Origin of the sequence: Geomonas subterranea (assembly GCF_019063845.1) — a bacterium.
In the GTDB taxonomy this organism is placed as follows: domain Bacteria; phylum Desulfobacterota; class Desulfuromonadia; order Geobacterales; family Geobacteraceae; genus Geomonas; species Geomonas subterranea.
In genome coordinates this window covers 1666291-1693153 of record NZ_CP077683.1, presented here as the reverse complement: position 1 = coordinate 1693153, position 26863 = coordinate 1666291, and the positions used below count along the sequence as shown (strand labels likewise).

Here is a 26863-nt window from a genome sequence, read left to right as displayed (position 1 = left end):
ATCCCCCGCCCTCCGGGAGAGGGGATGGCAGAGTGCAGTGCAGAAGTCGCAGTTCCACCCTCTCCCAGGGGAAGAGGGGATGACACAGTGCTGATTGCAGAAGTTGCAGTTCCCCCCTCGCCCTCCGGGAGAGGGGCGGGGGTGAGGGCTTGGCACGAAAGCGACATTGTGCCATGTGCAACGTCCCTCACCCGGCCTGCGGCCACCCTCTCCCAGGGGGAGAGGGGATGACACGGTGCAGAAGTCGCAGTTCCCCCTCTCCCTCCGGAGAGGGGACGGACGGGGAGCGTGGCTCCGCGCAACTTACTTCGACCGCCACCGGTACAAAAGCGGCGGATCCTTCAGAAAATCCAACGGCAGGTAGAGCATGTGCACCAGCTTGGTGAAGGGGAGCACGGCCACGATCAGGAAAGCGCAGGCGGCGTGCAGCTTGAACACCAGCGGGAGGTCGGCGACGTACTCGATCTGCGGCTGGAATGACACGATCGACCAGAGGTAGGGAACCGCGGTGTGCAGGTACCACTGCGAACCCCAGCGCATGAAGTAGCCAATGTAGATCCCGGTGCCGGCCTGGAACAGCAGCAGATACAGGATCAGCCAGTCCGAGCTGAAGGTGACCCGCTTCAGCATCCCCGAGTTGACGCGCCGCAACAGCAGAAGGAACACCCCAAAGACGGCGAAGGCCCCCAGCCCGAACAGGACGCTTTCCACGCCGAGCAGCGTTTCCGGATTGCCCAAAAAGGGCTTGAACACGCCGGGGAACGCGAACCCGACCACGTGCGCCAAAAGGATCGGGAGGATTCCGTAGTGCCACGGGTTGATCCCCCAGTAGAGGACCTTGCGCTCCAGGAACTGGGTCGAGTAGGCGGACCAGGTCAGCCTGTTGCTCAGGAAGCGGTACGGGGTGACCAGGAGTACCAGCGCCAGGGCCGCGTAGGGCAGGGCGATGAAGATGAAAGAGTTCAGCATGTTGCCTCCTCACGGCAATCCGCGCTGCATAAAAGCTCGGCTGCCTCGACCAGGGTGAGCCAGGGGGACGTGTCGCGCTGTTCCGATGTGCCGAGCAGTTTGTTGATGGCAGGCAGAACCAGTTTCCCGATGAACTCGCGACGCACCTCGTCCTCGCCGCGGCGCGCGAGGTGCGCCAGGAAGGCGAGCACCACGGCCAGATGGTCAGGAAGCTCGTCCACGGGCGCCTCGAAGCCGTACCTGCCGTACTCCTGCTTCACCTGGATCATGTAGCCACCCTTTTTCTGGTTGTCGCCGTACAGGTGGTGCCCCAGGTAGGGAGCCGCCGCCGGGTTGAAGTCGAAGCGGGCCACGTAATCTTCCTGCAACTCTGAAAGGGTGCTATTCCCCAACATCTCACCAAAGAGGCGGGCGCGCGATTCGATGCCGCTGCGCCTCAGGTAGGTGGCGAGGGCGTCGTAGCAACTCTCCACTTCCTCCCTCTGCCGCGGATAATCGAAAAGCCTCGACAGGGCGTGGTAACTCTGCTGCATGCTCATTTGCTGCCTCCCCTGGTCTTCTTCAGGATGCCGAAGCCCGCTTCCTGCTTGCGCCGTTGCGGGTCCTGCTCCTCGCGCTGCTGGGGCGGAATGACGTTTCGCTCGTTGTACCCCGCCACCGTGAAGAGCCGGTACAGCTTTTTCGCCGCCGCCTCGTCCAGCCCCGCCGCCTGGAGCAGTGCCGGGTCCGCCGGCAGCCCCAGGTTTTCCGCCCGCATCTGTACCCTCACGGCGATCAGCTTCTTCAGCACCTCCTCGATGACCCCCTCGTTGCCACCGGACAGCAGGCTCGCCAGGTACCCGATGGGGACGCGCAGGGTCTCCAGCGCCGGGATCAAGCCGTGCTCCAGGAGCTTGTGGGTATCGCCCCAGGTCGAAAGGACCGGCGACAGGGAGGGGATGTAGTACGCCATGGGAAGCGTCCTGAACTCCGGGTGCAGCGGGAGCGCGATCCGGAATTCCTTCACCAGCGCGTAGACCGGCGATGCGGCCGCCGCTTCCAGCCAGTTGTCCGAGATCCCGTTTTCCCTGGCCTGCCTGCACACCTCAGGATCGCACGGGTCGAGGATCACCCCGCGGTGCGCCTCGACGAGCTCGGTATCCCCATGGAGCGCGGCCGCCTCCACGGCGTCGGCGTCGTAGAGCAGCACCCCCACGTAGCGGATGCGCCCGACGCAGCTGTGGGCGCAGGCGTTGCACTGACCGGTCTCCACGCGCGGGTAGCAGAAGATGCACTTCTCCGCCTTACCCGTGTTCCAGTTGAAATAGACCTTCTTGTACGGGCAGGCGCTGGTACAAAAGCGCCACCCCTTGCAGACCTCCTGGTCCACCAGGACGATGCCGTCCTCGCCCCGCTTGTAGAGGGCGCGGGAGGGGCAGGAGGCGACGCAGGCCGGGTTGAGGCAGTGGTTGCAGATGCGCGGCAGGTACTGCATGAACATCGAGTCGTAGGACTCGATCACCTTCTTGTTCTTGAGATTCAGGTCATTGGCGGCGTAGACCTGGGACCCTGAGAGGTCGTCATCCCAGTTCGGTCCCCCCTGGATCTCCTCGATCTTCTTGCCGGAGATCTGGGAGAATGCCTCTGCGACCGGCTGGTCTTTGGACTCCTTGGCGCCCGCGAGGTTGCCGTAGTCGAAGTCGAAAGGCTCGTAATAGTCCTCGATCTTCGGCATGTTGGGCTGGAAGAACATGTTCGCGAGGGTCGGGCCCTTGCCCATCGCTTTCAGCTTCAGCTTCTTGCCGTCGACCACCCAGCCACCCTTGACGCGCTCCTGGTCTTCCCACTGCCGGGGATAGCCGACGCCCGGCTTGGTTTCGACGTTGTTCCACCACATGTACTCGGCGCCCTTGCGGTCGGTCCAGATGTTCTTGCAGGAGATGGAACAGGTGTGACAGCCGATGCACTTGTCCAGGTTGAAGACCATCACTATCTGAGCTCTTACATCCATATATGGCTCCTTGATCGCCGCCTTAGAGAAAGGCGGCGTCGTCTACTGTAGGGGCGAATAATCATTCGCCCGTCCACCCTCCCTCGTGAAGGTGATGCTGTCAGGTGGTGCGACGCGGGGGTGGGCGAATGATTATTCGCCCCTACAGGTCGCCGGGGGGGGCTTCCTTGCCTTCGCTCCTACTTCAGCTTCCTGACCACCACGTAACTGTCGCGGTTCACGCCGGTTGGGCCCCAGTAGTTGAAGTAGTAGCTGAACTGCGCGTACCCCCCGAGCATCAGGGTCGGCTTCAGACGGATCCGCGAAAGACTGTTGTGCACGCCACCCCGCTTGCCGCTCTTCTTGGACTTCTTGATGTTCAGCGTCCGCTCCGGCGCGTGGTACATGACGGCTGCGCCGCGGGGAATCCTGGAGGATACGATGGAGCGGCAGACCACCACGCCGTTGGCGTTGTACACCTCGATCTGCTCGTTGTCCTCGATGCCGGCGCCGGCCGCATCCAGGTGGTTCAGCCAGACCGCCTGCCCGCCGCGGGACAGGGTGAGCATCCTCAGGTTGTCCGAGTAGGTGGAGTGGATACCCCACTTGCCGTGCGGGGTCAGGAAGTTTAGCACCAGCCCCGTCTCCCCCTCGGTCTCGTCCAGAAGCGCCGGGTTCAGTTTCCCCTTGAAGGTCGGAAGCCCCTCGTGGAACTCGCGGTAGTACGGGTGGTCCAGGTAGAGCGACTGCCGTCCCGACAGGGTGCGCCAGGGCACCAGGTGCTCCACGTTCAGCGTGTAGGGGGAGTAGGGGCGCCCGCCGTTGACAAGCCCGCTCCAGATCGGCGAGTTGATCCCCCGGCGCGGCTTCTGGGTCACGTCCTCCCACTTCACCCGGACCTCCCGCGCACCCTCCGCGATCTGCGCCAAGGGCTTTCCGACCCGCTTCTCAAGATTCTGGTAGGCACGGTGCGCCAGTTCGCCGTTGGTCTCCGGCGCCAGCGAAAGGATCACGTCCGCCACCACCTTTTCATCCGCCAGGTCCACGTAGCTCTTGTCGTTCCAGCTCCGGTTCGGGAGTTCCCTCAGCAGCTTCTCGTGCTCGTCGTCCGCGTCATAGTAGTTGCCGTGTGATCCCAAGTGCCCGATGTTGGGGCCGAGCGAGAGGAAACGGTTGTAGAGGTTCACGTAGTCGCGCTCGACGATGGCCAGGTTGGGCATGGTCTTCCCCGGCACCGGCTCGCATTCACCGAGCTTCCAGTCCTTGACCGAGCGCTGGGCGATCTCACCCGGCGTGTCGTGCAGAAGCGGGGCAGCTATGACGTCCTTCAGTGGCTCGGGGAGGTGCGTCGCCGCCAGTTCGCTCACCTTCTTGGCGATCTTGCTGAATATCTTCCAGTCCGATTTGGATTCCCAGGAAGGGGGTACGGCCGCATCCATGCAGTTCACGAAGGAGTGCATGTCGGTGGTGTTCAGGTCGCTCTTCTCGTACCAGGTGGCGGCGGGGAGCACGATGTCGGAGTAGAGGGTCGAGGTATCCATCCTGAAGTTCAGGTCCACGACCAGGTCTACCTTCCCCTCGGGCGCCTTGTCGTGCCAGACGATGTCCTGCACCTGCCCCTTGGCGACTTCCTTGGCGGTCGCGCTGGAGTTGGGGGCGCCGAGCACGTGTTTCAGGAAGAACTCGTGCCCCTTGGCGGAGGCGGAGATGGCGTTGCCGCGCCAGATGAACCAGACCTTGGGCGAGTTGCCGGCAGCGTCCGGGTCCTCGATGGCGAACCGGTTCTTGCCGCTCTTCAGCCGGTCCACCAGCCAGGAGCGGACGGCGTCGTCATCCTGGCACCCCTCGCGTTTAGCCTGTTTCATGAGCTCCAGGGGATTGGCGTCGAAGTGCGGCGCGAAGGGGAGCCACCCGAGGCGCACCGCCTTGGCGTTGAAGTCCGCCGCGTGCATCGGCATCTTGTCGCCGGTCTCCGGCTTGAAGTAGTCGACGAAGTTGCGGTCGTAGCGCCACTGGTCCGAGTGCATGTACCAGAAGCTCGGCGTGTTCTGCAGCCGGCTCCCCTTGACCCAGTCCTGCGCCATGGCGATGGAGGTCCAGGGGGAGAGGGGCGCCACCTTCTCCTGCCCGACGTAATGGGCGAGCCCCGCGCCGTTTCTGCCGACGCTCCCGGTGAGGATGAGCGCGGTGATGGCGGCACGGTAGATCAGGTCGTTGTGGTACCAGTGGTTCACCCCGGCGCCGATGATGACCATGTTGCGTCCCCGGCTCTGCTCGCCGTTCTCGCCCCACTCGCGCGCGATCTTGATCAGGGTTTCCGCGTCGATGCCGGTGTGTTTTTCCTGCCACTTCGGCGTGAAGGGAAGGTCGGAGTCGTAGCCGTGGGGGTAGTCGCCGGAAAGCCCGCGGGAGACGCCGAACTGTGCCATGAGCAGATCGAACACCGTGGTCACCACGATCTCCCCGCCGGCCGTCAGCACGCGGCGTACCGGCACCTCGCGGACCGCGTCCTTTTCACCCTCGAAGCGGAACAGCACCTTGCGTGTCTCCTGTCCCAGGAAGGTGAGGGCGGGGTCGATCTCACCCCCGTCGACCACGTCCTTCATGTCCAGGTTCCACTGTCCCTCCTGTTTGCTCCAGCGCGAGCCGAGGCTGCCGTTGGGAACGCGCACCTCGCCGCTCTTGTCGGCGACACACAGGCACCACTCCGCGTGCTCAAGCGAAGCCGAGCGCTCGAAGCGCGCGGCGCGCACCAGTTCGCCCTGGCGCCAGACGCCCTCACTCCTCCCCTCTCCCGGAGGAAGAGGGGAGGAGGGCGTAAGCTCCACCAGGAAGGGAAAATCGGTGTACCTGGTGACGTACTCCTCGAAGAAGGTGACCTGGCGCTCAGCGTAGAACTCCTTCAGGATGACGTGGTTCAACGCCATCCAGAAGGCGCCGTCGTGCCCCTGCTCGACCGGGAGCCAGGCGTCGGCGAACTTGCTCGCCATCGAATAGTCGGGCGACATCACCACCACCTTGGTGCCGCGGTAGCGCGCCTCGGTGAGGTAGTGGGCGTCGGGGGTGCGGGTCATCGGGACGTTGGAACCGCATAGGACGATGTAGGAGGCGTTGTACCAGTCCGCCGACTCGTTCACGTCGGTCTGCTCGCCCCAGACCTGCGGCGATGCCGGGGGGAGGTCGCAGTACCAGTCGTAGAAGCTTAGGGCGACGCCGCCGAAGAGCTGCAGGAAGCGGCTTCCCGCCGCGTAGCTGATCATGGACATGGCGGGGATGGGGGAGAAGCCGACCACCCGGTCCGGGCCGTGCTTCTTGGCCGTGTAGATGCTGGAGGCGGCGATTAGCTCGGTGACGGTTTCCCAGTCCCCCCGCCTGAAGCCCCCCATGCCGCGCTGCCCGGTGTAGGAGGCGCGGGAGTCGGGATTTTCGACGATGCTGGCCCAGGCATCCACCGGGTCGGAGTGGACCTTCTTCGCCTCGTTCCAGCGGTCCAGGAGCGCCCCGCGCAGGTAGGGGTGCTTCACGCGCAGCGGACTGTAGAGGTACCAGGAGAAGCTGATGCCGCGGGTGCAACCGCGCGGCTCGTGGTTCGGGATGCTGCCGTCGAACTGCGGGTAGTCGTTCGCCTGCAGCTCCCACCCGACGATGCCGTCCTTCACGTGCACCATCCAGCTGCAGCCGCCGGTACAGTTGACGCCGTGGGTGGAGCGCACCACCTTGTCATACTGGGCCCGGTTCCGGTACAGCTCCTCCCACTGGCGGTTGTGCGCCGAGCAGTCATCCTTGATCCTGTTATGTGACATTACTTGGTTCTCCTCTTGAACAGCAGCACCGCGATCAGGCACAAGGCGAAGAAGCCGAGCCCGGCTGCGGGATACGGATCGCACGCGGCGTGCTTCCTGGTCGCGGCGTCCTTGAACAGCGCGGTGAGCGCCGCGGACTCTTCATCGGTCAGCGGGCGTTCCGCGTAGATCTTCTTCATGACCGGAAAACTGAGGCTCTTCAGCACGCCCCGCACGCCGGTTTCCCCCATCTTGCCGTAGAGGTTGGTGAGATCCGCGGCGAGCGCGCCGCCGTAGACGCCGGGGTAGTCGAAACGGTGGCAGGAGACGCAGGGCGCCCCCCCCTTGGCGAAGCGCTGCTTGCCGGTGAAAAGGTCACGGCCGGTGGCGAGAAGCTCCTTGGTCACCACGATCTCCGCCGGCTGCGGCGCCTCTCCCGCTGCCGGCGCGGCCGCTTCCTTGCCACCTGCGGCGGCCGGGGCTCCGGCCGGGGCTGCCGCACCTCCCCCGAGGAAGGCCACGATCTTCTCGGCATCGCCGCGGTTCACCCCGACATTGGGCATCTCGAAGCCGAACTTCTTGACCAGCTCGGCCTGGGCCGGGTCCTTCTCCGCAGTCAGCTTGCCGGGATCGGTGATGATCTTCACCAGCCACTCGGCCGAACGCCTGCCGCCGACCCCCTTCAGGTCAGGGCCGCCGCCGTCACCACCGCCGATGCTGTGGCAGGAGGTACAGTGCTTGTCGAAGAGTTCCTTCCCCCCGTCGGCCAGCGCGGTGCCGGATACTGCTACTACCAGCAGGATTGCGATAATAAAACGGATCGGCGTCAAGGGCGAATGTGGCATGGAGGCTCTCCTTCGGCTTAGGGCTTGTCGAGACGCCCTGCCGATCCTTTGCAGCAGCGCGGGGCGATGTTGTAAACACTTCGGATAGAGGAGACTCTAGAACAGTAGTTTGTGAAGGTTCTTGACCTAAATCAAAAAACCCGTAATGGGTTTTTCGCTAATGAGGTCCAGGGGGGACGGCATTCATTATAGCATCGAGGGGTGAAGTTGCAGGAAAGAGGGAGTCAAGCAAGGTTTCGGCAGGTGAAACCATGCCGCCGCGCGGGGCGGCGGGCATGATACGATGGGCGGCGGAGGGGCGGGCGATCACCCATCGAGGGGACTCATCTCGAAACTGCGGTCCAGCAGTATGACGTCCACCGTCTCGCCGGCGGCATGGATGGATTCGGGGGCGAGCTTCATCAGCCCGTTGCCGAGGATCAGGGAGGAGAGGCGTCCCGAGCTCTGGTTTCCCGTGGTGGAGACGAGGTAGCTGCCGTTTCGCTGCGACACGATGCCGCGCACCAGGTGTGGGCGGCTCCCCTTGTTGGCTGTCGCCTGCTGCAACTCGGCCCGGACCACCGGCCGGAACACCCGTGTGTGTCCCATCGCCTTCAGCAGGGTAGGGCGCACGAAAAGTTCGAAGGAGACCATAGCTGCTACCGGGTTGCCCGGGAGGGCGAAGACCGGTTTTCCCTGCAGGGTCGCGAAGGCCAGGGGCTTGCCGGGCTTCATGTTCACCTTCCAGAAGCTGACCGTTCCGCCCAGTTCCTCGATGGCGGCTTTCACGAAATCGCGGTCACCCACCGAAACGCCGCCGGTGATCACCAGGAAGTCGGCGTTGAAGCCGGCCCGGATTTTGTCGCAGGTGGCTTCCAGGGTGTCGCGCGCGATCCCCAGGAGCACCGGGTCTCCCCCGGCATCGAGCACTTGGGCGGCGAGGCTGTAACTGTTGCTGTTGATGAGCTTGCCAGGTTCGGGAGTCGCCCCCGGCTCCAGCAACTCGTCCCCGGTGGCGAGGATGGCAACGCGTGCCCGCCGGTGCACCGCGAGGGAGGTGCTTCCCATGGCGGAGAGCATGCCGATCTCCTGCGGGCGCAACATCGACCCTGCGGCAATGACCACGTCCCCCCTCGATATGTCCTCTCCGCGTCGGCGCACGTGGTCTCCCGCCTTGACCTTGCCGCGCAGCACGATCCATTCGCCCTCCTCCTCGACGTCCTCGATGGGGACCACGGTATCGCATCCGGGAGGAACCGGGGCGCCGGTCATGATCCTTACGGCCTCGCCCGGCGGGACCGGCTCGCAGCGCACCTCGCCGGCGGGGAGAAATCCGCATACCCTGAGCCGGTTATCCCGCACCCCGGCGTGCAGGAAGGCGAAGCCGTCCATGGCGGAATTGTCAGCCGCGGGGATGTCCCAGGGGGCGATGTGGTTTTTGGGGGTGATCCGGTTCAGGGCATGAAAGACCGTCACCTTTTCGGTTTCCAGCGGAGCGATGTTTTCGAGGATGATCCGTTGTGCTTCTTCGATACTGATCATGGCGGCTCTGCCTCCCTCACAGGTTAGTCTGATCAGCTGCTGACAGACATTGGAACAGGGGCGGTTGTAACAAAACGGGGGCGGTACCCGCAACAGGTTTTACGCTCCTTGACACTCGTTCTGCCCATTGTACATTTGGTCGGGATATTTTTACCCCTTTGTGCAAGGAGTACAAGTCACAGTGGAAAAAATCAGAGTGTGCGTCAACGACATGATGCAGCGGGACTACGTCTATTACCGCACCGAACCGGAGGGCCGGAACTTTCATCCGGAGTTCACGCCGGACCTGACTCCGAAGGAGATGCTGGAGATGGGTGTTTTTGGCGGCAAGTACATGACCGACTGCCGGGATGAGTTCCCAAAGGAGTGGTTTGCGAACGCGCGGCTTTGTCACGAGCGGCATGTGCCGGAATACAACTTCTTCGGCGTCAACGCCTCTAAGCCGCTCTCCTACTGGCGCGAGAAAGGGTGGATTTACAGCGACGACCCGCGCGGCTGGTTCCAGTGGTACTGCCGCTATTACATGGGGCGCAGGTGCCCCGACGACGCGCGCCAGATCAAGCGCTGGAAGGCGATGGTGCGCCACATCGCCCAGATCAGGCACAACTGCCCCGAAGGCGTGCTCACCTGCCGCAAAAGACAGCGCCAGGCCTTGTTGCACTGGGCCTACGACAGCAGGAATTTTTGAACCTTGGGCGAATAATTATTCGCCCCTACAGTGATCGGAACCCGGCATGGGTGAATAGAATTCGCCCCTACAGTGAACCCGGCGAACGGGGGGGGCTGCCTCAAAAGGGGGCGCGCCACGATGGCCGATGATTCTTACCTCGACCCCCGTCCACCTGTAGGGGCGAAAAATTTTTCGCCCGCCTTTCATTCCCTCGCTACATTCGCTCTTGCCACCGCCTGCCTTTGCATACGCCTCCTCTTCACAGCTCTTTTCAAAGCGCGGTGTCCTCAAACCACCTTCCCCTCCTTCACATACTCCCTCAAGATCGCCGCCTCCAGCCTCTTCAACTCCAGCCGCCGCGTCTGGTCCGCCAGCACCTCCAGCGCGCAGTAGTGCGTCACATTCATGATCCCGGCGCCGGGGAGTTCGTAGCGCGCCGCTATCTGCCTCCAGTCGATATCCGGTGCGATCTCCACCTGGGACGGGAATGCGTTGCACCAGAGCCGGTAACGCTCCTCGGGGCGCGGAATGGGAAAGTGGATGATGCTCTGGAACCGCCGCGCGAACGCCGGATCGAGGTGGCTGCGCTGGTTGGTCGCCAGTATCACAAGTCCGTGGTACTGCTCGATACGCTGCAACAGGTAGGAAACTTCCTGGTTGGCATACCGGTCGTGGGCGTCGCGTACGTCGGTCCTCTTGCCAAAGAGGGCGTCCGCCTTGTCGAAGAACAGGATCCAGTCCTTGAACTCCGCCTTCTCGAACAGGAGGGCCAGGTTCTTTTCGGTATCCCCGATGCGGTGAGAAAGGGGGTGCCGGCGCCGCCGTCAGGGAAGTGACGTTTACCCCTTTGCGAGAAGAGGGGACAGGGGGGATTTTCTTCCGGGTAGATGCAAACGGGAAAAGCTGGGAAAGAGGGTAGAAAGACTCTGTGTTCGTGGGAGAGCGGTTTAACTGGCCGGGTAAATAGACGTCCCCCTGGGAACTGCTGCTGTGGCAGTCCCGCAATGCGACGTCATGAAGGGAAGTTTTTAAACCTGTGGCAGGCCGGTGGGCGGACGCTTACGCCGCCTTGAGCATGCGCCTGCGGTCATGCCCGTGGTATTGCCCGCCTGAGCCCCTCACCGGGCCGTGGTCGAGCTGGACATACCCGTCCGAACGGAAGAACCCGACGATCTTTCGCTGCATGATCAGGGCGTCGAGCAGATAGTCGTGAACCTTTCCCGTCTGGTACTCGTCGTACACCACGCGTATCATCATCGTCCTCTCCCCCGCTGATGGCATCCTCTCAAAATGGAATAGCATCGGGATGAATGACCGGACTAGTGTGGATGACACGGGACGCCATTGCAGCTGTATTCCGAACCCTCCATTCGTATAAGGTGCACGTGCTTCACCGCCGCATGCGGCGGTCGCCTGTCATAGCACGAAATCTATGCTTCCATTTTAACAAAATAATTGGCACATGCCATCTCAATACTTTCTTTTGAGAGCCGGGCGGGGCGGTTGTTGTAACGGGACTCGACGATGATCTGCTCTATGAGGTCACGGGGGTGACAGGCGTTGGGCAAGGCGCCGTACTGCTTGTAACAGTAACTGATCAGGTAGTCATAGGCCTCCTGGCTGAACGGCACCTCGTTCGAGTCGCAGACCATTTTGAAGATCCGCTGGTACTCCGGTTCGGTGGGGCGGTCTATCTCCACCTTGTACCTGATCCTGCGCAGGAACGCCTCGTCCAAAAGCTGGGCCGGGTCGAGGTTGGTGGCGAAGATGACCAGCATGTCGAAGGGGACCGCGAACTTCATCCCCGTGTGCAGGGTCAGGAAATCGATATGCCGGTCCAGGGGGACGATCCAGCGGTTCAGGATGTCCCGGGGCTCGATCTGCTGCCTGCCGAAGTCGTCGAGGATGAAGATGCCGTTGTTGGCCTTCAACTGCAGCGAGGCCTCGTAGTACTTGGAGATGCGGTTGAAATCGAGGTCGAGCATCCGCATGGTGAGCTCGCCGCCGACCATGACCACCGGCCTGCGCACCAGGACCCAGCGCTGGTCCACGTGCTCCGGGAGCAGGGCAGGGGAGACCGGGATGTGGTTCACCGGGTCGAAGACGCTGATGATCTGGCCCCCCACGTCGATGGCGTAGGGGACGTAGATGAAGTCCGTGGGGACGCGCCCCACCGCCTCGGCTATCGCCGTCTTGCCGTTACCCGGAGGGCCGTAGATGAAGACCGTCTTCCCAGAGGTGATGGCGGGCCCCAGGCGCCGGAACAGGTCCTCCCTGCAGACCAGGTGGGAAAAGGCGTCCCTCAGGGTCTGATCGCTGATGGTGATGAACTTCACGGTCTGCAACTCGACCATGGCCTGGTACTCGTCGAGAGTGACCGGCGCGGGACCGGCGTAACGGCACAGGTCCATCAGTTCGAGGCTCCGTTTTTGCCCCGACTCGGTGACCTTGAAGCTGTAGGTGGCCGACGCGTAGCTCGTCGCCCCCTTGATTTCGACGAACTTCTCCCGCTTCAACACCTCCAGCGCGCGGTTCACGATGGTAATGGGCAGCTTGACCCGGTCCACCACGTCCCCCATGCGGAACTCCCCCATGAACACGATGTGTTTCAAGATCAGGTCGGTGATGAAGGATAGGTCGAGCCCGGTGTCCTCGACGCATTTCGGGGGAGGGGGGTTTTTCTGGTACTGCCTCTTTATGTCCTCCTCGGTGACGTGGCCCAGCGCGACGAGGTTGTGCCCGAGCCTGCCGCCGAGCCTGCGCTGCCGATCCAGGGCCTGGTCAAGTTGCGCCTGGGTAATGATGTTTTCCTTAACCAGTTTCTCTCCGAGAATGAACATTGTGTCCCCCATGACTGTCATATGCGCGGCTTCGTGGTAAGATTTACCTCAAAAATACGGTATGTAAAGAAACTGCACGGATGTTGTGACAGAGATTATCCTTGTCTAATACTTTCTGATTCGCTAGAATATTGTCATGTTTTAACTAAAGAGTCCAGTTAAGTCGCTGATGGCACTCAGGGGGGAACATGGGCAGGCTTGATGTCAGGGTGCGGACGCATCTCGACTCGACGGTGTGCTACCTTGCCAGGGAGGACACGCTGGAAGAGCGGGTGACCATCAGGGAGCTGAGTCTCAGCGGCGCCCTCGTCGTCGGGCTTTCCACCCAGCTGAGCGAGCTGTTCGCCATCAGGCCCGTCCTTCCCGGGACCGGCGAGGTCGAACTTTTGGCCAAGCTGGTGCGCCAGGGGAAGGGGGGCTCCGCCATCCGTCTCTACTACTCCGACCAGAACACGATGCAGGCCCTGTGGGAGCACATCAGGGACCACCTCCCCCCGACCTCTTCCTGCCCTTATTGCGGCCACCCCGACGACTCGCGCGAAGGGTCGTGCGACAATTGCAACCTCTACCTCAACTTCTCCAAGAAGAACTACCTCGAACGGCACATCGAGAACACCTTCGCCCAACGTCTCAACATCCGCCTGAGCCGCCTCAACCTGGAGCACATCCAGAAGATCATCCACTTCGTCGATTCCAAACTCTTGAAGATCCAGCACCGCTCCCCTGACCGCGAGTTCATAGGGACCTCCCCGGGGATGCTGACCGTGTTCTCCATGCTGAGGAAGGTGGCGCCCACCGAGATGAGCGTACTCCTTTTGGGGGAGAGCGGGACCGGCAAGGAAGTGACCGCCCGTTCCTTGCACACCCTGAGCGGCCGCAGGGACGGCCCCTTCGTCGCCGTGAACTGCGCGGCCATCCCCGAGACCCTGCTGGAGGCCGAGCTGTTCGGGTATGAGAAGGGGGCCTTCACCGGGGCCTACGCGACCAAAAAGGGGAAGTTCGAGTCCGCCGACGGCGGCACGCTCTTTCTCGACGAGATCGGGGACCTGCCGGCCACCCTGCAGGCGAAGCTTTTGCGCTTTCTCGAGGACAGGCTGGTGCAGCCGGTTGGGTCGGCGCTCTCAAAAAAGATAGACGTGAGGATCGTCGCGGCCACCAACTGCGACCTGCAGTTGTCGATGGCGCAGGGACGGTTCCGCACCGACCTCTTCTACAGGCTCAACTCCTTCACCATCAAGCTGCCGCCCCTGCGGGAACGGGGAGACGACAAGGTTCGTCTGGCCACGTACTTCCTGGAGAAATTCTCCCGCAACGAAAACAGGTTCATGGAGTTTTCCGAGGAGGCCCTGGAGGCCATCCGCAGACATCCATGGCCGGGCAACGTGAGGGAGCTGGAAAACAAGGTGCGGCGCGGCTTCCTGATGGCATCGGGGAGGGTGATAGACCCGGAGTGCATGGAGCTCGACCAGGTCGATCCCGCCGTGGTCCCGGACCCCGAACCGAAGCCGGCTTCGGCCCAGCGGGATTACGTCATCAAGGTGCTGGAGCAAAACGGCTACGTCATCGCCAAGGCCGCCCGCCAGATGCAGATCAGCCGTCCCAGCATGTACGCCCTGATCAAGAAGCACGGGATCAGCAGGGACGACATGAAGTAACCCCACCTCTATGCTTACGCCGCTTTACACTTCCTTTACAGGGCGTTTTACACATTGTTTACATGTAACCCCTCAACCACCGGTCCATGCCGTCCTCCCTCCCTCGCGTCGCAGCCGCTAAGAAACAGTAATCAGTATAAAATCACGAATTTTCTCTCATAGTGAGGTGCGCGGCACGCATTGTGCTGGACGATTACTGTCTGGACAACCACGTCACTGTGATTAAATTAACGTAAAATAATATTTAAACAAAAAATTACAAAACAATAATAATTTAGTGTTAGGGCTATTGTTGACAATACTTAATAACGAACTATACATTGTCATTAAATGTGGTATCCCCATCTTGCCCTGGTTCAATTGTGGTCATCTATGGTAATAGGTAATAAGTGTTTAATTGGAATTCGTTCGCGACTTGCCGACTGCAGTGGGCAGGGGCTGGTTGAGTACGCGCTGTTGCTGGTTTTGATAGCCATGGTGATCTTCGCCATGTTGGTGGCCTTTGGTCAGCAGCTCAATAACACCTATGAGACTGTAAACTCCAGCGTGCAAAACGCCGGTAAATGATTCTGCAGCGCCGCCTTTGCCTGACGCTGGGCGGATCTTAATTACAAAAGGAGACGTGTTATGAGTGACTGGATCAAAATGGTTTACCTGCATCTGCTTGCCGGCGTTCAAAACTTGAAAAGCCAGAAGGGTCAAGGTTTGGTGGAGTACGCTCTCATCCTGGTTCTGATCGCCATCGTGTGTATCGTCATAATGACGGCCTTGGGGGGGAAGACGTCTGAAGCCTTCAATACCGTTAACTCCGCTTTGGCGCAGTAAGCTGTTCTCTTAATGTTGGGGTAGCAATCCTTATTTAGGTATAGGGAGAATCTTTTTGCTGAAAGATTGTTAATCTTTTAGAATTAAGATTCTCCTTTTTTTGTATTAGATTGCTTGACAACTGTGTTACTTTGTATAAAAGAATACCAATAGTGTCATAGGCAATGACAAAATAGTTTAGGGAAAAATAATGAAAGACCAAAAAGGACAGGCACTTGTTGAGACTGCAATAGTACTCCCCCTATTGATACTGCTGATCATGGGGCTTTTTGAGTTCGGCCGTTTTCTCTACCTCAAAAACACGATCAACAATGCCGCCCGGGCGGGTGCCCGTGCCGCGGCCGTGACCCCCAAGTTCGACGCTGCGCTGCACCCCGACGGCATGGCTGCCACCGGCGTCACCCATACCATGAGTTGTACCGACAGCGAATACGCAGCGTCTAACGGGGCTGTGTACCGCAGCATTTGCAACTCGCTCTTCAACGGCATCCCCAAAAACGAGGTCGTTGTTGACATCGTTTATACCGATCTGGCAACCCCCGCAGGCCTCAGTTCCGGTGACAGCGTCAGCATCACGTTGACCTGGGACAAGTTCGAGGCGGTGCTTCCCATACTCATTCCCATTACCAACCGGATCAAGGCCGAAGCTTCGATGCGTTATGAATAGTTTTGGTTTACTTCAGGAGGTGCTATGACTCGACCCAAGGCAGTGATCGTAGTGGCGATTCTTGCTCTGGTATTTGCAGGAATTGCAGCCTGGCTCACCTTCCACTACCTGCAAGGGGAGATGGACAAGACCAAGGCGGTGCAGCCACAGAAGATCGTCGTTGCCGCCAGCGAAATCCCCACCGGCACCACGATCAGCGAGCCTCAGCTCAAGGTGACCTCCTGGCCCAAGGACAGTATCCCGCCGGGCAGCGCGCTTGATGCCAAACCCCTGGTGGGCCGCGTCGCCATCCGCGCCATTTCCAAGGGGGACGCGGTGACCGAGCAGAAGCTCAAGCCGAAAGCGGGGGGGCAGGGGGCCGGTTTCCTGACCTACATCATCCCGCTTGGACACCGCGCGGTGACCGTCGCCGTCAACGAAGTTGCCGGCGTGGCGGGCTTCATCACCCCCAACGACCGTGTCGACATCGTGCTCACCACCCCCATCCCGGGCGTCCAGAACGAGAAAATCAGCAAGATCATCCTGCAGAACGTCCCCGTCCTCGCCACCGGCCAGATCACCGAACAAAAGGAAGGAAAACCGGTCGTGGTCCCTACCGTCACCCTCGACGTTACCCCGGACGACTCGGAGCGGCTTGTCCTCGGCGCAAGCAGGGGAACGCTGCAATTGCTGCTAAGGAACATAGCGGATTCCAAGCCAACCGATGGCAAAGGCGCGACCATCGCCAAGGTCCTCGCGGGTACGCCCCAGCCGACCGTCGCGGCGCCTGAACCTGCTCCCGCGCCCAAACCGGCCAAGCCCGTGGCGAAGCGCCCGGCGGTGAAAAAGCAGCGCGTCGCTGCGGCTCCCAAGGCCCAGGCGCCCGCGCCTGCCGCGCGCTCAAGCCACACGGTGACCCTCATAGACGGCGGGGTGCGCACCACCAAGGAATTCGTTCTTCAATAGACCGGCTGACAGATAGCTCATGAATGAGGTGCTTTGATGATAATCGTCCTTAAAAAACAAGTGCAGTTGCTGGTTTGGGCGCTGTTAGTGACCTGTGCATGTGTGACCGCTGCCAACGCGGGCGTACCCCTGGAGGTAGGACTTTACAAGAGCATCCTGGTCGACTTCAAGAGTCAGAACAAGAAGATCGTGCTGGTGACCCTCGCCAATACCAAAAAGGAGGCCAAGGAAAAGGATGTCGAAGAGACGGTCGCCGCGGGGAAGCCTGGCACCGCCGACCCCTCCAACGTGATACCGGCCGGGGCGGCGAGGAAGCGGAGCTCTGAGACCGATACCGGGAACACCAACAAGTTCGTGGTGCCCGAGGTCCTCTCGGAATACGTGCTGAAACTGGACGGCATCAACATCGGCAGTACCAGCATGATCATCTGGACCAAGGGGGAGGGGGACGAACGCCCGGTCGCGACCTTTTTCGACCTGAGAGTAGTCGGTGACCGCGAGACCATCCAGGGCCAGATCAGGGAGATGGCGCCCAAGGACACCATCGACGTCCAGTACGCCAATGACACCGTGGTGCTCTCGGGCAACGTCGCCAACGACCAGACCAGGACCAAGGCCCAGGAACTCGCCAAGGCCTTCTCCGCCAAGGTCATCAACAACATCACGGTGAACGAGCCCCAGCAGGTGCTTTTGCAGGTGAAGGTCGCCCAGGTGGACAAGACATCCCTGAAGAAGCTCGGCATAAGCTTTCTGGTCAAGGGGAACACCGCCGAGGGGTTCTCCAACGTGATCGGCGGACCGGACGGCAAGGCCACCGGGGTGGGGACCGGCATAGGCAACTTCGCCACCTTGGATACCTACCAGGCCGGCGTGTCCTATTTTCCCGCCGGCATCTCCTCGGTTCTGCAGGCGCTGAGCTCGAAGGGGCTCGCCAAGGTGCTTGCCGAACCGAACCTTCTGGTCAAGAGCTCGCAGGAAGGGAACTTCCTGGCGGGGAGCAAGGTACCCATCGCCATCATCGAGAGCACCAACGGTCAGGCCACCACCAGCATCAGGTACGAGCCGATCGGCATAAAACTGAAGTTCAAGCCCGAGGTGCTGGAAAACGGCATGATCTCCCTGAAGATCAATCCTGCCGAGGTCAGCAGTATCCAGGGTTTCCTCCCCGTCAATGGCTACCCCATCATCGATTCCAGGACGGTCGAAACCAGCGTGGAACTGAGAGACGGCGAAAGCCTGATCCTCGCGGGGTTGTTGCAGGAGGATGAGGTCAGGAACATGTCCAAGATCCCCCTGCTAGGCGACATCCCGATCCTGGGGGCGCTGTTTCGTTCCAGCAGCAAAGACATCACCGAGAAGGAACTTGTGTTCTTCATCACGCCCAAACTCGTGAAGCCAACAGTGCCGGGGGGAAAGACCGAACTGCCGACTGACAAGAAGCTTACTCCTGAGCAGGAGAAGGAACTGTCATGGATGCCTTTAGGAAAATAGTAAGAGCCGACCAGAAGGGTTTCGCTCTGGTCTACATCGCGCTGATGGTCCTGGTCCTGTTTGCCTTTGTCGGTCTCGCAGTCGACATGGGGCACATGTACCTGACCAAGGGGCAGCTGCAAAACGCCGCCGATTCCGGAGCCCTCGCGGGGGTATCGCAACTGCCCAACGTCACGGTCGCCCGGCAGACTGCGAAGCAGTTCACTGAGCGCAACAAGGCCGCCGGCGAAACGGCGAAAGTCGACCTTAACACCACCAACAGCGCAAACGGCGACATAGTGGTGGGGTACTGGGACAAGAAGACGAAGAAACTGCTCCCCGTGGTCCCCTTCGGCAAGGTCGCCAACGCAGTCAAGGTCATGACGCGCAGGACCTCAGAGGCGGGGACCGGGATCAGCACGGACAACAAGCCGGTGGACACCTTCTTCGCCCAGGTGATGAACTGGGACACCATGGCAGCCAGGGCCGAAGCGATCGCCTGCAGGCCCCCAAAGCCCTCGGCCCCTATCGTTCTCTGCCAGAGCCTGTGCGGAGTCACCACCTTGCCATTCAAGGTGTACTTCAACCAGACCAAGGCTGTGGACCCGGCCGGGGTTTCCAACCCGCTGTACACGGTGGGCTGGACCGAGTTTTCCGCCAGCTCGAAAGCCACCGAACTCGGCCCCAACGGCACCGTTGCCAAGCTCATCAACGACCCCGACCACGAAATCCCGCTGGGGCTTTGCGGCGAGACCCTATGGACCAACAATGGCTTAGGTAAGACCATCGATATCCTGCACGATGCCTACCTGGCCGCCAGAGATCCCAGTACCAAGATATGGACCATCCTGGTGCCCATATTCGAGGTCTGCCCCTCCTCCGTTTCCTGGGGGGAGAGCTTCACCAAGCTGGTCGAGTATGCCGAGGTCGATATCATTAATGTGAAAACTACAGCCGGGGGGGGGGAGGCTTACGCCGAGATTCAAAGAATAGACTGCCAGGGGTGCTCCACTGCCAGTTTCCTTGGTGGTAAAGCCACCCTGGTGAAATAAAAGCATCGGATAACATAAGGGAAGAGAACACCTATGCCTCCACATATCAGTCTAGCCATCATCGACAGCGAAGCTTCCGCCCGGGAGTCAATCGAGGCGACGCTGAAGCCGTTTGCCGAGACGATCAGCATAGTCGGCTCGGTGGACAACTTCAGCGCCGGCCTGAGGATCATTGAGAAGAGCTCTCCCAACGTGGTCATCCTCGAGGTGAATGACATTCAGCGCGGCATGCAGGAGGTGCAGCATATCACCTCCAAGTTCCCCAGGACCTCGGTGATCGTCAGCTCTTCGGAGAAGAGTTCCGACTGGATCCTCTCCCTCATGCGTGCTGGAGCCGTGGAATACATGCTGCGCCCCCTGACCCAGGACGAGTTGAAACTTGCCCTGCAGAAGGTGGGGCGCTTCATCTTCTCCAAGACCGAGGAGGCTTCCCGGGCCAAGATCATTTCCGTCTACTACCCCACCGGTGGGATGGGTACCACCACGGTCGCGGTCAACCTGGCTGCCAGTCTCGCCTCCGAGGGGGTCAAGGTGGCGTTGGTGGACCTGAACCTCTACTCGGGTGACATCAGCACCTTCCTCGACGTCAACCCGACGTACACCCTTAGCAGCGTCACCAGCAACATTGACCGTCTCGACGCCAACTTCCTGATGACGGTCATGACGCGTCACCCTTCCGGCCCGTTCGTGCTGACCGAGCCCAACGAGGTCGACGACGCCATCTCCATCACTCCCGACCAGGTGCACCGCATCCTCTCCTTTCTAAGAAGTGTGTTCACCTACGTCGTGGTCGACTGCGGGGGGCCGCTCGCCGGGTGCAACATGGCCATCTTCGAGTCATCGGACCTGATCCTGTTCACCACCGCCCTGAGCCTTCCCGCCCTCAAAAACAGCAAGCGCTACCTCACCGCCATGGAAAGAAAGGGGTTGCGCAAGGACCGTTTGAAGCTGGTCGTGAACCGCTACCTCCCCAAGGCCGACATCCAGATCAAGGATGCCGAGAAGGTGCTGGGGCATGCCGTGTTCCAGACCATTCCCAACGATTACGTCGAGGTGGTCAATTCAATCAACAAGGGGATGCCGGTCGTTAAGTTCTCCCCGGGTTCCACCGTCAGTAAGGCGATTCTCAATCTGGCCGAACTGGTGGCAAAACCATAATCCCAGCGGGAGGCCCATCCGTAAAAACGGGCCAACGGGGCGGACACCCAGCTGTCACAGCCGCCCCGCCCGCGTTCGAGAGGTCTGACCCATGCCGAATAACCCATTTCAGATGCCGGGGATAATCAACGACCAGGAATTCTTCCAGGACCTGAAAAGCCGCATCCATCGGCGGCTGATAGAGCGCCTCGACCTGGCCAAGCTCGATCTTCTGGGCGCCAACGAACTCAACCGTGAGATCGGTTTCGTCATCGAGAACCTGATCATCGAGGAAGGGGTGCCCTTAAACCAGTTCGAGCGGGACCGCCTGGTCGTGGAGATCCAGCACGAGACCTTCGGCCTGGGACCTTTGGAGCCCCTGTTGGCGGACCCCCACATTTCCGACATCCTGGTGAACAAGTGCTCCCAGGTTTACGTGGAGCGCTTCGGCAAGCTGGTCAAGAGCGACGTCTGCTTCAAGGACAACGCGCACCTCTTGCAGATCATCGAAAGGATCGTTTCCAAGGTGGGGAGGCGCATCGACGAGTCATCGCCCTACGTCGACGCTAGGCTTCCCGATGGCTCCCGCGTCAATGCCATCATCCCGCCTCTTGCCCTGGACGGGCCGGTGCTTTCCATCCGGCGTTTCGGACAGGACCCGCTCAAGATGAGTGACCTGATAAACCTTGGCACCCTGGACCCCCGCATGGAGAAGCTCCTGGAAGGGGCGGTCCGCACCAGGCTCAACATCCTGGTTTCGGGCGGTACCGGCACTGGTAAGACTACGATGCTGAACGTGCTATCCGAGTACATACCCCATGACGAGCGCGTGGTCACCATCGAGGACTCCGCCGAGCTGCATCTCAAGCAGGAACACGTGGTGCGCCTGGAGACCCGCCCTCCCAACATCGAGGGGAGGGGGGAAGTGACCCAGCGCGACCTGGTGCGCAACGCCCTCAGGATGCGCCCCGACCGGATCATCCTGGGCGAGATCCGCGGCGGCGAGGCGCTGGACATGCTCCAGGCCATGAATACCGGTCATGACGGCTCCATCTCCACCGTTCACGCCAACACTACCCGTGACGCGCTGGCGCGTATCGAAACCATGGTGCTGATGGCGGGCATGGACCTGCCGGAGCGCGCCATCCGCGAGCAGGTGGCCGCGGCTCTGAACGTCGTTGTCCAACTGGTCCGGTTCTCGGACGGGACCAGGAAGGTCGTCAAGCTCTCGGAGATCACCGGTATGGAGGGGAACACCATCGTCATGCACGACGTCTTCGTCTTCGACCAGAAAGGCATCGACAAGGATGGCAGGGTCGTCGGCACCTACAGGGCCACCGGGGTGAGGCCTACCTTCGCCGAGCGCTTCAGGGTCTACGGCTTTGAACTTCCCCAGGGCATTTTCGAGAACTAGAGGCGGATAATTCGATGCTACCCATCATCATCGTCACTTTCCTGGCCGTTTTCTTCCTGTTCCTGGCGCTGTACTTCGGGGTCACCTCGGTAACGGCCTCCCCAAAGTACGAGCTCAAAAGGCGTCTGCAGCGTCTGGCCCGGGATAACGACGCGCAGGGAATGCCGGAAGACCTGCGGGCGGAGATAATCAGAGAGATACCGCCGCTTGACCGGATTCTTGCCACGCTCCCCCTGACCCGGGACCTGGACAAGAAGCTCGACCACGCCGGACTCGACCTGACAGCGTCCCGTTTTCTCATGCTCGCCGCGGCGGTAACCGTGGTCGGCTTCATCGTCGTCGTGCTGCTGTTCAAGTCGTTTCTCATCGCACTGGCCGTGGCCGTGGCGATATCGCTGCTCCCTTTCGCCTATCTTTCCTTCAAGATCCGACAGCGACTGGAGAAGTTCACGGAACTTTTTCCTGACGCCCTAACCATGATTTCGCGTTCACTGCGCGCCGGACACTCCTTTACCAGTGCGATTCAGCTGGTCGGGGAGGAGATCCAGGACCCGGTCGGGGAGCTTTTCAAGACCGCTTACGAACAGCAGTTGCTTGGCTTGAGGATCACGGAGACTCTGAACAACCTGAACGAGAGGGTTGAAAGCCTCGACCTCAGATTCTTCACCACCGCCATTTCCATAAACAACGACGTCGGCGGTAACCTCTCAGATATTCTCGAGAATCTGGCCGCGACCATCCGGGAGAGACTCAAGATACGCAGGCAGGTGCGCGTTTACACCGCCCAGGGGCGTATGACGGGATACGTGCTTGGCGTTTTGCCGGCCTTCACCTTCGTCGTGTTCAACATCCTTAATCCCAAGTACGAGTCGCTTCTCTACAAAGAGGTCGAGGGGCTGTACGTCCTTTCTCTCGCAGTGGTTCTGCAGATCCTCGGCTTCCTGGTCATCAGGAAGATTATCAGGATCAGGATATAGGGGGCGGCCATGGTTCTCGCAATAACAGCAGCCGTGTTCTTAGCCATCGTGCTCCTCACCGTAGCCGCCATTTATCCGTACCTGGCGCGACGCAGCATGGTGCAGACGAGGCTCGAGAAGTTGGAAGTGCAGGAAGTAAGCAAGGTCGAACTGGTCGCGGAATCGCCTAAATGGTACGACCAGTTGGGGCAGTTGGGCAAGTCGCTCAAACTGTCATCCAAGGAACAGGGGAAGTACATGAGGCTTCTGGTCGCCGCCGGTTACAAGCGGGAGAGCGTCTACGTGTTCTTTGGGGCCAAGATCCTGCTCACCATCCTCTTGCCCGGCGTCTTCGTGCTGTTTTACGTCATGCTGAAGGGGGTGGAGTTGAACCGGCTTTTGCTCCTCGTGACGCTTATGCTGGCGATCATCGGCTATCTGGCGCCCAGTTACTGGCTCTCTCACCAGTACAACGAGCGGAGGCTGCAGATATTTCATACTCTTCCTGACATCCTCGATCTCTTGACTGTCTGCGTCAACGCCGGGCTCAGCATGGACGCGGCACTCATCAAGACTACGGAGGTCCCCCAGTTCGCCAACGACCCCCTCGCCAAGGAAATCAAGACGGCGAGCATGGAGACCAGGGCGGGGAAGCCGCGCATTCAGTCGCTGAAGGACATGGCTGAGAGGACCATGGTGGACGACGTGAAGTCGTTCGTCACCATGCTGTCCCAGACCGAGAGGTTCGGCACCAGCCTGAGCCAGGCCCTTTCCGTTCATGCCGAGACCCTGCGCACCAAGAGAAGGCAGTTGGCCGAGGAGGCCGCCGCCAAGACCACAATCAAGATGATCTTTCCTTTGGTTGTGTTCGTCTTCCCTGCGCTTTTGGTGGTCATCCTGGGGCCGGCCTATGTTCAGATCAGCAAGACCCTTTTGAAATAGCATGCAGCATAACTAAAAGGAGGAACGGTCATGCACTTCGATTTAAACAGCGCTCTTTTGATGATCATCGCAGTGGAACTGGCTCTCGTTTATTCGAGGCTCTGCAAGAAGTAGTAAAACACGTTGATATCAGCTCGTTCAATATGAGGAGGGGGCATGCGATATTTTTGGAAGTTGGCTTTGATATTATTACCGGTGTTGATGCTTGGGCTGGCCGGATGTGGCTCAAGTTCCAGCGGCAACGCCGACCCGTTCAATTCCGGCGGGACCGTCGGCGGGGCGACGACCGGTACCCCCCCCTTCAGCCTGACCCTCATTCCAGGAAAATCGTCGGCATTTGCCAACGAGCAGATGATAGTGACGGCCTCGCTGAAGGACGCCTCTAGCAACCCGGTAGCCAACCAGACGGTGAATTTCTCCATCACCGCCGGTCCCGCAACGGTCGTGACCACCTCGGCCAAGACCGATTCCAACGGTATCGCCCTGGCCTTTATCAGGACGACTGCCACCGCCGTCACCACCAACGTCATCGTGCAGGGCGCCTCGGCCGTCATCAACAATAGCGTTACCGGCTACGGCAACTTTCAGGTTTCCCCGGCCGACGCCAACCTGAACAGCACCAGACTGTCCCTCAGCATGACCTCGCTGACGGTCAGCCCCAACCAGGATCAGGTCGTTGTCGCCACGGCCAAAGACGGCTCCAACAACCCCATCGCCAACCTCCCGGTCGCTTTCCGGGTGACCGCGGGACAGGCATCGATGGAGATCGCGAATTCCGTCACGGATTCCAACGGCCAGGCCACGTCAATAGTCAAAGCCGGCAATTCAACCGTGGTATCGAACGTCATCGTCGAAGCAACCGCGACGGTTGGCGGGGCCCAGGTGGTGGCCAACATTCCGTTCCAGGTGGTGCCGACAACCACCTCCACGGTCAGCTACACCATGACCATGGCTCCCAGCAAGCAGGTAGTGGACAACAACGAGGAATTTTACGTCACGGTGCTGTTGAAAGATTCCGGCGCCAAGCCAGTAGGCGGTGAGACAGTAACCTTCAGCGTCGCCTCGGGGGAAGCCGCGATAATCACCCCCACCGCCGTCACGGACTCGGTTGGCAAGGGGATTGCCCGCGTCCGCGCCCTCAACCCTGCTTCCACCTCTGCCGTCATTCTGCAGGCTACCGCTACCATCGACGGCACCGTGGTTACCGCGGTCGCACCGGTTCAGATCACGACGCAGCCGTTCTCCGCGTCCATTATCAAGATGACGCTTGCCAGCGACAAGCAGACGGTAGGTATCAGCGGCGACGTCATCTTGACCGCAACCGTCACGGACATGCAGTCCCCACCGAAACCGGTGCAGAACAACCCGGTCACCTTCAGCGTCGTCGGCGGTTCAGCCACCATCCGGGATCCATCTGGCATTGTCCAGGAAACTTTGACCGTTAATACCGATTCAATAGGCAATGCCGTGTGCCGCCTCAGGTCGGATGCGGCTCCAACAAGCTCGAGCATAATCGTTAAGTCAACCACGACGGTTAACGATAAGGAAGTGACTGCCTACCATACCATCGACATCATCCGGCAGAACAGCTACGTGATAAACTTCCTTACTTTGGCCCCCACGACTGATCCAAATGGCAACCTCAACACTCTTTCTGGGACTATTGCGGCTGATGCTTTAGGTGCGACCTTTAAACAACTAGTGCCTTTCCAGGTACTCGACAATAACGGCATCCCGCTGCCCCGACTTGACGTATATCTAGGGATCTCCAACACAGGTAGAAACCCCGATACGAGAATTGAACTGGTTCCACCCCTTCCGGGGGACCCGGTCGTTTATTCCGTTCCCGCCGATTATCAAAAGAAAATAAAGGTGACGACGGATGATCATGGAATGGGGATATTCACCTGTAATGTAAGTCTAGGGGCACCAGGCCCAGGGTTAACCAATACTGAATCTGTGATCTATCAGGCCACGGCTACCACTGCGGATGGCGTTCAACTACTTAGTTACGGCGGGTTTAACGTCACCATCACGCAAGCAAAGGCCCCGTAGGCCGGCGTCAGTTCGATCCTGGACCTGCAATCGGTTGCGACGGTCCTTGCCATATACAAATTCGAGGAGGCATGATGCGCAGAGTTATCTTCTTGATGGTTTTTATTTCAACTCTAACAGCAGGGCCCGCCATTGCGGCCGACATCGACGGCAGGATCGGCCTGACCGGCAAGGTCGGCTTCCTTATGCCGGTGCAGGATGACTTCATCACCGGGGTCGACGATACCAACACCGGCCTTGCCGCTGGCGGAGGCGTGATCTACGGCATTGGCAAGAACGTCGCCGCCGAACTCGACATCACGCACGCCCCGACCCTCAATGTCCAGGCGGCAGGCGGGAAGGTGGGGGAGGCGACCTTGACCGATATCTCACTTGGGCTTCAGTACCGTTTTACCCCGGAGCAGCCCCTGGTCCCTTACCTCGGAGCCGGAGTCGATTTCATCAAGGGCAAATTCAAAAACCTCGGCGACCGCAGGTACGGCCTTGAATGGACCACCGGCGGGCATGTCAGTGCAGGTATCGATTATTTCGCCACCAGGGGCATCGCTCTGACCGCTGAACTGAAAGGGATCTTCGCCCCGGCCGGAAACATCAAGACCACGCCGCAGGAGTACAACCCCAACAGTTTCGTCGGCACGGTCGGCATCCGCCTGTTCCTGCCGGAAAAGATCTTGGATTAGATGAGGGCGGTCGACGTCACATCGGGGATGGAGCTGGCCCGGGCCGTCTCGGTCGCGGATACCTTTGTGACCAGGCTCAAGGGGCTGCTCGGCAAAAAGGAGCTGCCGCGGGGACAGGGACTGTGGATCAGGCCCTGCAACAGCGTTCATACCTTCGGCATGAAATTCCCCATCGACGTCGCCTTCCTGGACGGGGAGCAGCGGGTCGTGGCGGTCGCCACTACGCTCGCTCCCAACCGCGTGTCCGGTTTCCACCCCAAGGCGTCCAGCGTGCTCGAACTCCCCGCCGGCACACTGGACGCCACCGTTACCGTCATCGGCAACAAGATCGAGATTGCGTGAATGCCCTTCCCCTTTACGGGCCTGCCCGCCGTGGCGCGTTTGTCACCCTCTCCCTCAGGGAGAGGGTGACCGAAGGGCGGGTGAGGGATCTGCCGGCTGCGATTATGGTGACATTGGCAACGCCCTC

Annotated in this window: 23 protein-coding genes; 14 read left to right on the top strand and 9 right to left on the bottom strand. The window is 60.4% G+C overall.

The genetic code is table 11. The features are described from left to right. Positions 1–303: 303 nt before the first annotated feature. From KP001_RS07280 to KP001_RS07255, 6 genes are all read right to left on the bottom strand, one after another. Positions 304–969 carry a respiratory nitrate reductase subunit gamma gene (locus tag KP001_RS07280; protein ID WP_217288869.1) on the bottom strand — a complete coding sequence of 222 codons (666 nt, stop codon included), beginning with the start codon at positions 967–969 and terminating at the stop codon, positions 304–306. Continuing rightward, the gene (gene narJ / locus KP001_RS07275) at positions 963–1508 is read right to left on the bottom strand and encodes a nitrate reductase molybdenum cofactor assembly chaperone (protein ID WP_217288868.1); all 546 of its coding nucleotides are present in this window, start codon (positions 1506–1508) and stop codon (positions 963–965) included. The genes KP001_RS07280 and narJ overlap by 7 nt, the downstream gene beginning before the upstream one ends. Continuing rightward, complete coding sequence (gene narH / locus KP001_RS07270; protein ID WP_217288867.1) at positions 1505–2959, bottom strand: nitrate reductase subunit beta; 1455 nt, start codon at positions 2957–2959, stop codon at positions 1505–1507. The genes narJ and narH overlap by 4 nt, the downstream gene beginning before the upstream one ends. A 179-nt stretch (positions 2960–3138) precedes the next feature. Then, positions 3139–6741 carry a nitrate reductase subunit alpha gene (locus tag KP001_RS07265; protein ID WP_217288866.1) on the bottom strand — a complete coding sequence of 1201 codons (3603 nt, stop codon included), beginning with the start codon at positions 6739–6741 and terminating at the stop codon, positions 3139–3141. Then, complete coding sequence (locus KP001_RS07260) at positions 6741–7565, bottom strand: c-type cytochrome (RefSeq protein WP_217288865.1); 825 nt, start codon at positions 7563–7565, stop codon at positions 6741–6743. Before KP001_RS07260 ends, KP001_RS07265 begins: the two co-directional genes overlap by 1 nt. 306 nt (positions 7566–7871) lie before the next feature. After that, a complete protein-coding gene (locus KP001_RS07255; protein ID WP_217288864.1) occupies positions 7872–9086 on the bottom strand; it encodes a molybdopterin molybdotransferase MoeA in 1215 nt (404 codons plus the stop codon). 181 nt (positions 9087–9267) lie between these two features. On the opposite strand from KP001_RS07255, the gene KP001_RS07250 reads away from it, so the two are divergent. Continuing rightward, on the top strand, positions 9268–9774 hold the full coding sequence (locus KP001_RS07250; RefSeq protein WP_217288863.1) for a hypothetical protein: 507 nt from the start codon (positions 9268–9270) through the stop codon (positions 9772–9774). A 269-nt stretch (positions 9775–10043) separates the two neighbouring features. Here KP001_RS07250 and KP001_RS07245 read toward each other — a convergent pair whose 3' ends face one another. From KP001_RS07245 to KP001_RS07235, 3 genes are all read right to left on the bottom strand, one after another. Next, positions 10044–10550: an ATP-binding protein gene (locus tag KP001_RS07245; RefSeq protein WP_217289574.1), complete on the bottom strand. Its 507-nt coding sequence runs from the start codon at positions 10548–10550 to the stop codon at positions 10044–10046. A gap of 265 nt (positions 10551–10815) precedes the next feature. Then, the gene (locus tag KP001_RS07240; RefSeq protein ID WP_217288862.1) at positions 10816–11013 is read right to left on the bottom strand and encodes a GSU3473 family protein; all 198 of its coding nucleotides are present in this window, start codon (positions 11011–11013) and stop codon (positions 10816–10818) included. A gap of 173 nt (positions 11014–11186) precedes the next feature. Further along, positions 11187–12596, bottom strand: coding sequence for a DUF8689 domain-containing protein (locus KP001_RS07235; protein WP_217288861.1), 1410 nt, complete (start codon positions 12594–12596; stop codon positions 11187–11189). Positions 12597–12784: 188 nt separating this feature from the next. On the opposite strand from KP001_RS07235, the gene KP001_RS07230 reads away from it, so the two are divergent. From KP001_RS07230 to KP001_RS07170, 13 genes are all read left to right on the top strand, one after another. Continuing rightward, entirely contained in the window at positions 12785–14251 is a 1467-nt protein-coding gene (locus KP001_RS07230) for a sigma-54 interaction domain-containing protein (protein ID WP_217288860.1), read from the top strand. Between the two features lie 627 nt (positions 14252–14878). After that, a complete protein-coding gene (locus KP001_RS07225; RefSeq protein WP_239027926.1) occupies positions 14879–15076 on the top strand; it encodes a Flp family type IVb pilin in 198 nt (65 codons plus the stop codon). Positions 15077–15266: 190 nt separating this feature from the next. Further along, a complete protein-coding gene (locus KP001_RS07220; RefSeq protein WP_217288859.1) occupies positions 15267–15743 on the top strand; it encodes a TadE/TadG family type IV pilus assembly protein in 477 nt (158 codons plus the stop codon). A 24-nt stretch (positions 15744–15767) separates the two neighbouring features. Then, a complete protein-coding gene (gene cpaB / locus KP001_RS07215) occupies positions 15768–16688 on the top strand; it encodes a Flp pilus assembly protein CpaB (RefSeq protein WP_217288858.1) in 921 nt (306 codons plus the stop codon). Between the two features lie 87 nt (positions 16689–16775). Then, complete coding sequence (locus tag KP001_RS07210; protein ID WP_239027925.1) at positions 16776–18179, top strand: type II and III secretion system protein family protein; 1404 nt, start codon at positions 16776–16778, stop codon at positions 18177–18179. Then, complete coding sequence (locus KP001_RS07205) at positions 18158–19210, top strand: pilus assembly protein TadG-related protein (RefSeq protein ID WP_217288856.1); 1053 nt, start codon at positions 18158–18160, stop codon at positions 19208–19210. The genes KP001_RS07210 and KP001_RS07205 overlap by 22 nt, the downstream gene beginning before the upstream one ends. Positions 19211–19243: 33 nt before the next feature. Then, positions 19244–20368, top strand: a complete 1125-nt coding sequence (locus KP001_RS07200) for a CpaE/TadZ family protein (protein ID WP_217288855.1) — start codon at positions 19244–19246, stop codon at positions 20366–20368. A 91-nt stretch (positions 20369–20459) separates the two neighbouring features. Then, complete coding sequence (locus KP001_RS07195; protein WP_217288854.1) at positions 20460–21761, top strand: TadA family conjugal transfer-associated ATPase; 1302 nt, start codon at positions 20460–20462, stop codon at positions 21759–21761. 14 nt (positions 21762–21775) lie between these two features. Then, positions 21776–22738: a type II secretion system F family protein gene (locus tag KP001_RS07190; RefSeq protein ID WP_217288853.1), complete on the top strand. Its 963-nt coding sequence runs from the start codon at positions 21776–21778 to the stop codon at positions 22736–22738. A 9-nt stretch (positions 22739–22747) separates the two neighbouring features. Next, positions 22748–23659, top strand: a complete 912-nt coding sequence (locus KP001_RS07185; protein ID WP_217288852.1) for a type II secretion system F family protein — start codon at positions 22748–22750, stop codon at positions 23657–23659. 156 nt (positions 23660–23815) lie between these two features. Next, positions 23816–25714 (top strand): Ig-like domain-containing protein, encoded by a 1899-nt coding sequence (locus KP001_RS07180; RefSeq protein WP_217288851.1) that lies wholly within the window; start codon positions 23816–23818, stop codon positions 25712–25714. A gap of 74 nt (positions 25715–25788) precedes the next feature. Next, on the top strand, positions 25789–26394 hold the full coding sequence (locus KP001_RS07175) for an outer membrane beta-barrel protein (RefSeq protein ID WP_217288850.1): 606 nt from the start codon (positions 25789–25791) through the stop codon (positions 26392–26394). Beyond that, positions 26395–26736: a DUF192 domain-containing protein gene (locus tag KP001_RS07170; protein ID WP_217288849.1), complete on the top strand. Its 342-nt coding sequence runs from the start codon at positions 26395–26397 to the stop codon at positions 26734–26736. It abuts the gene before it with no gap. The last annotated feature ends 127 nt before the right edge of the window (positions 26737–26863 follow it).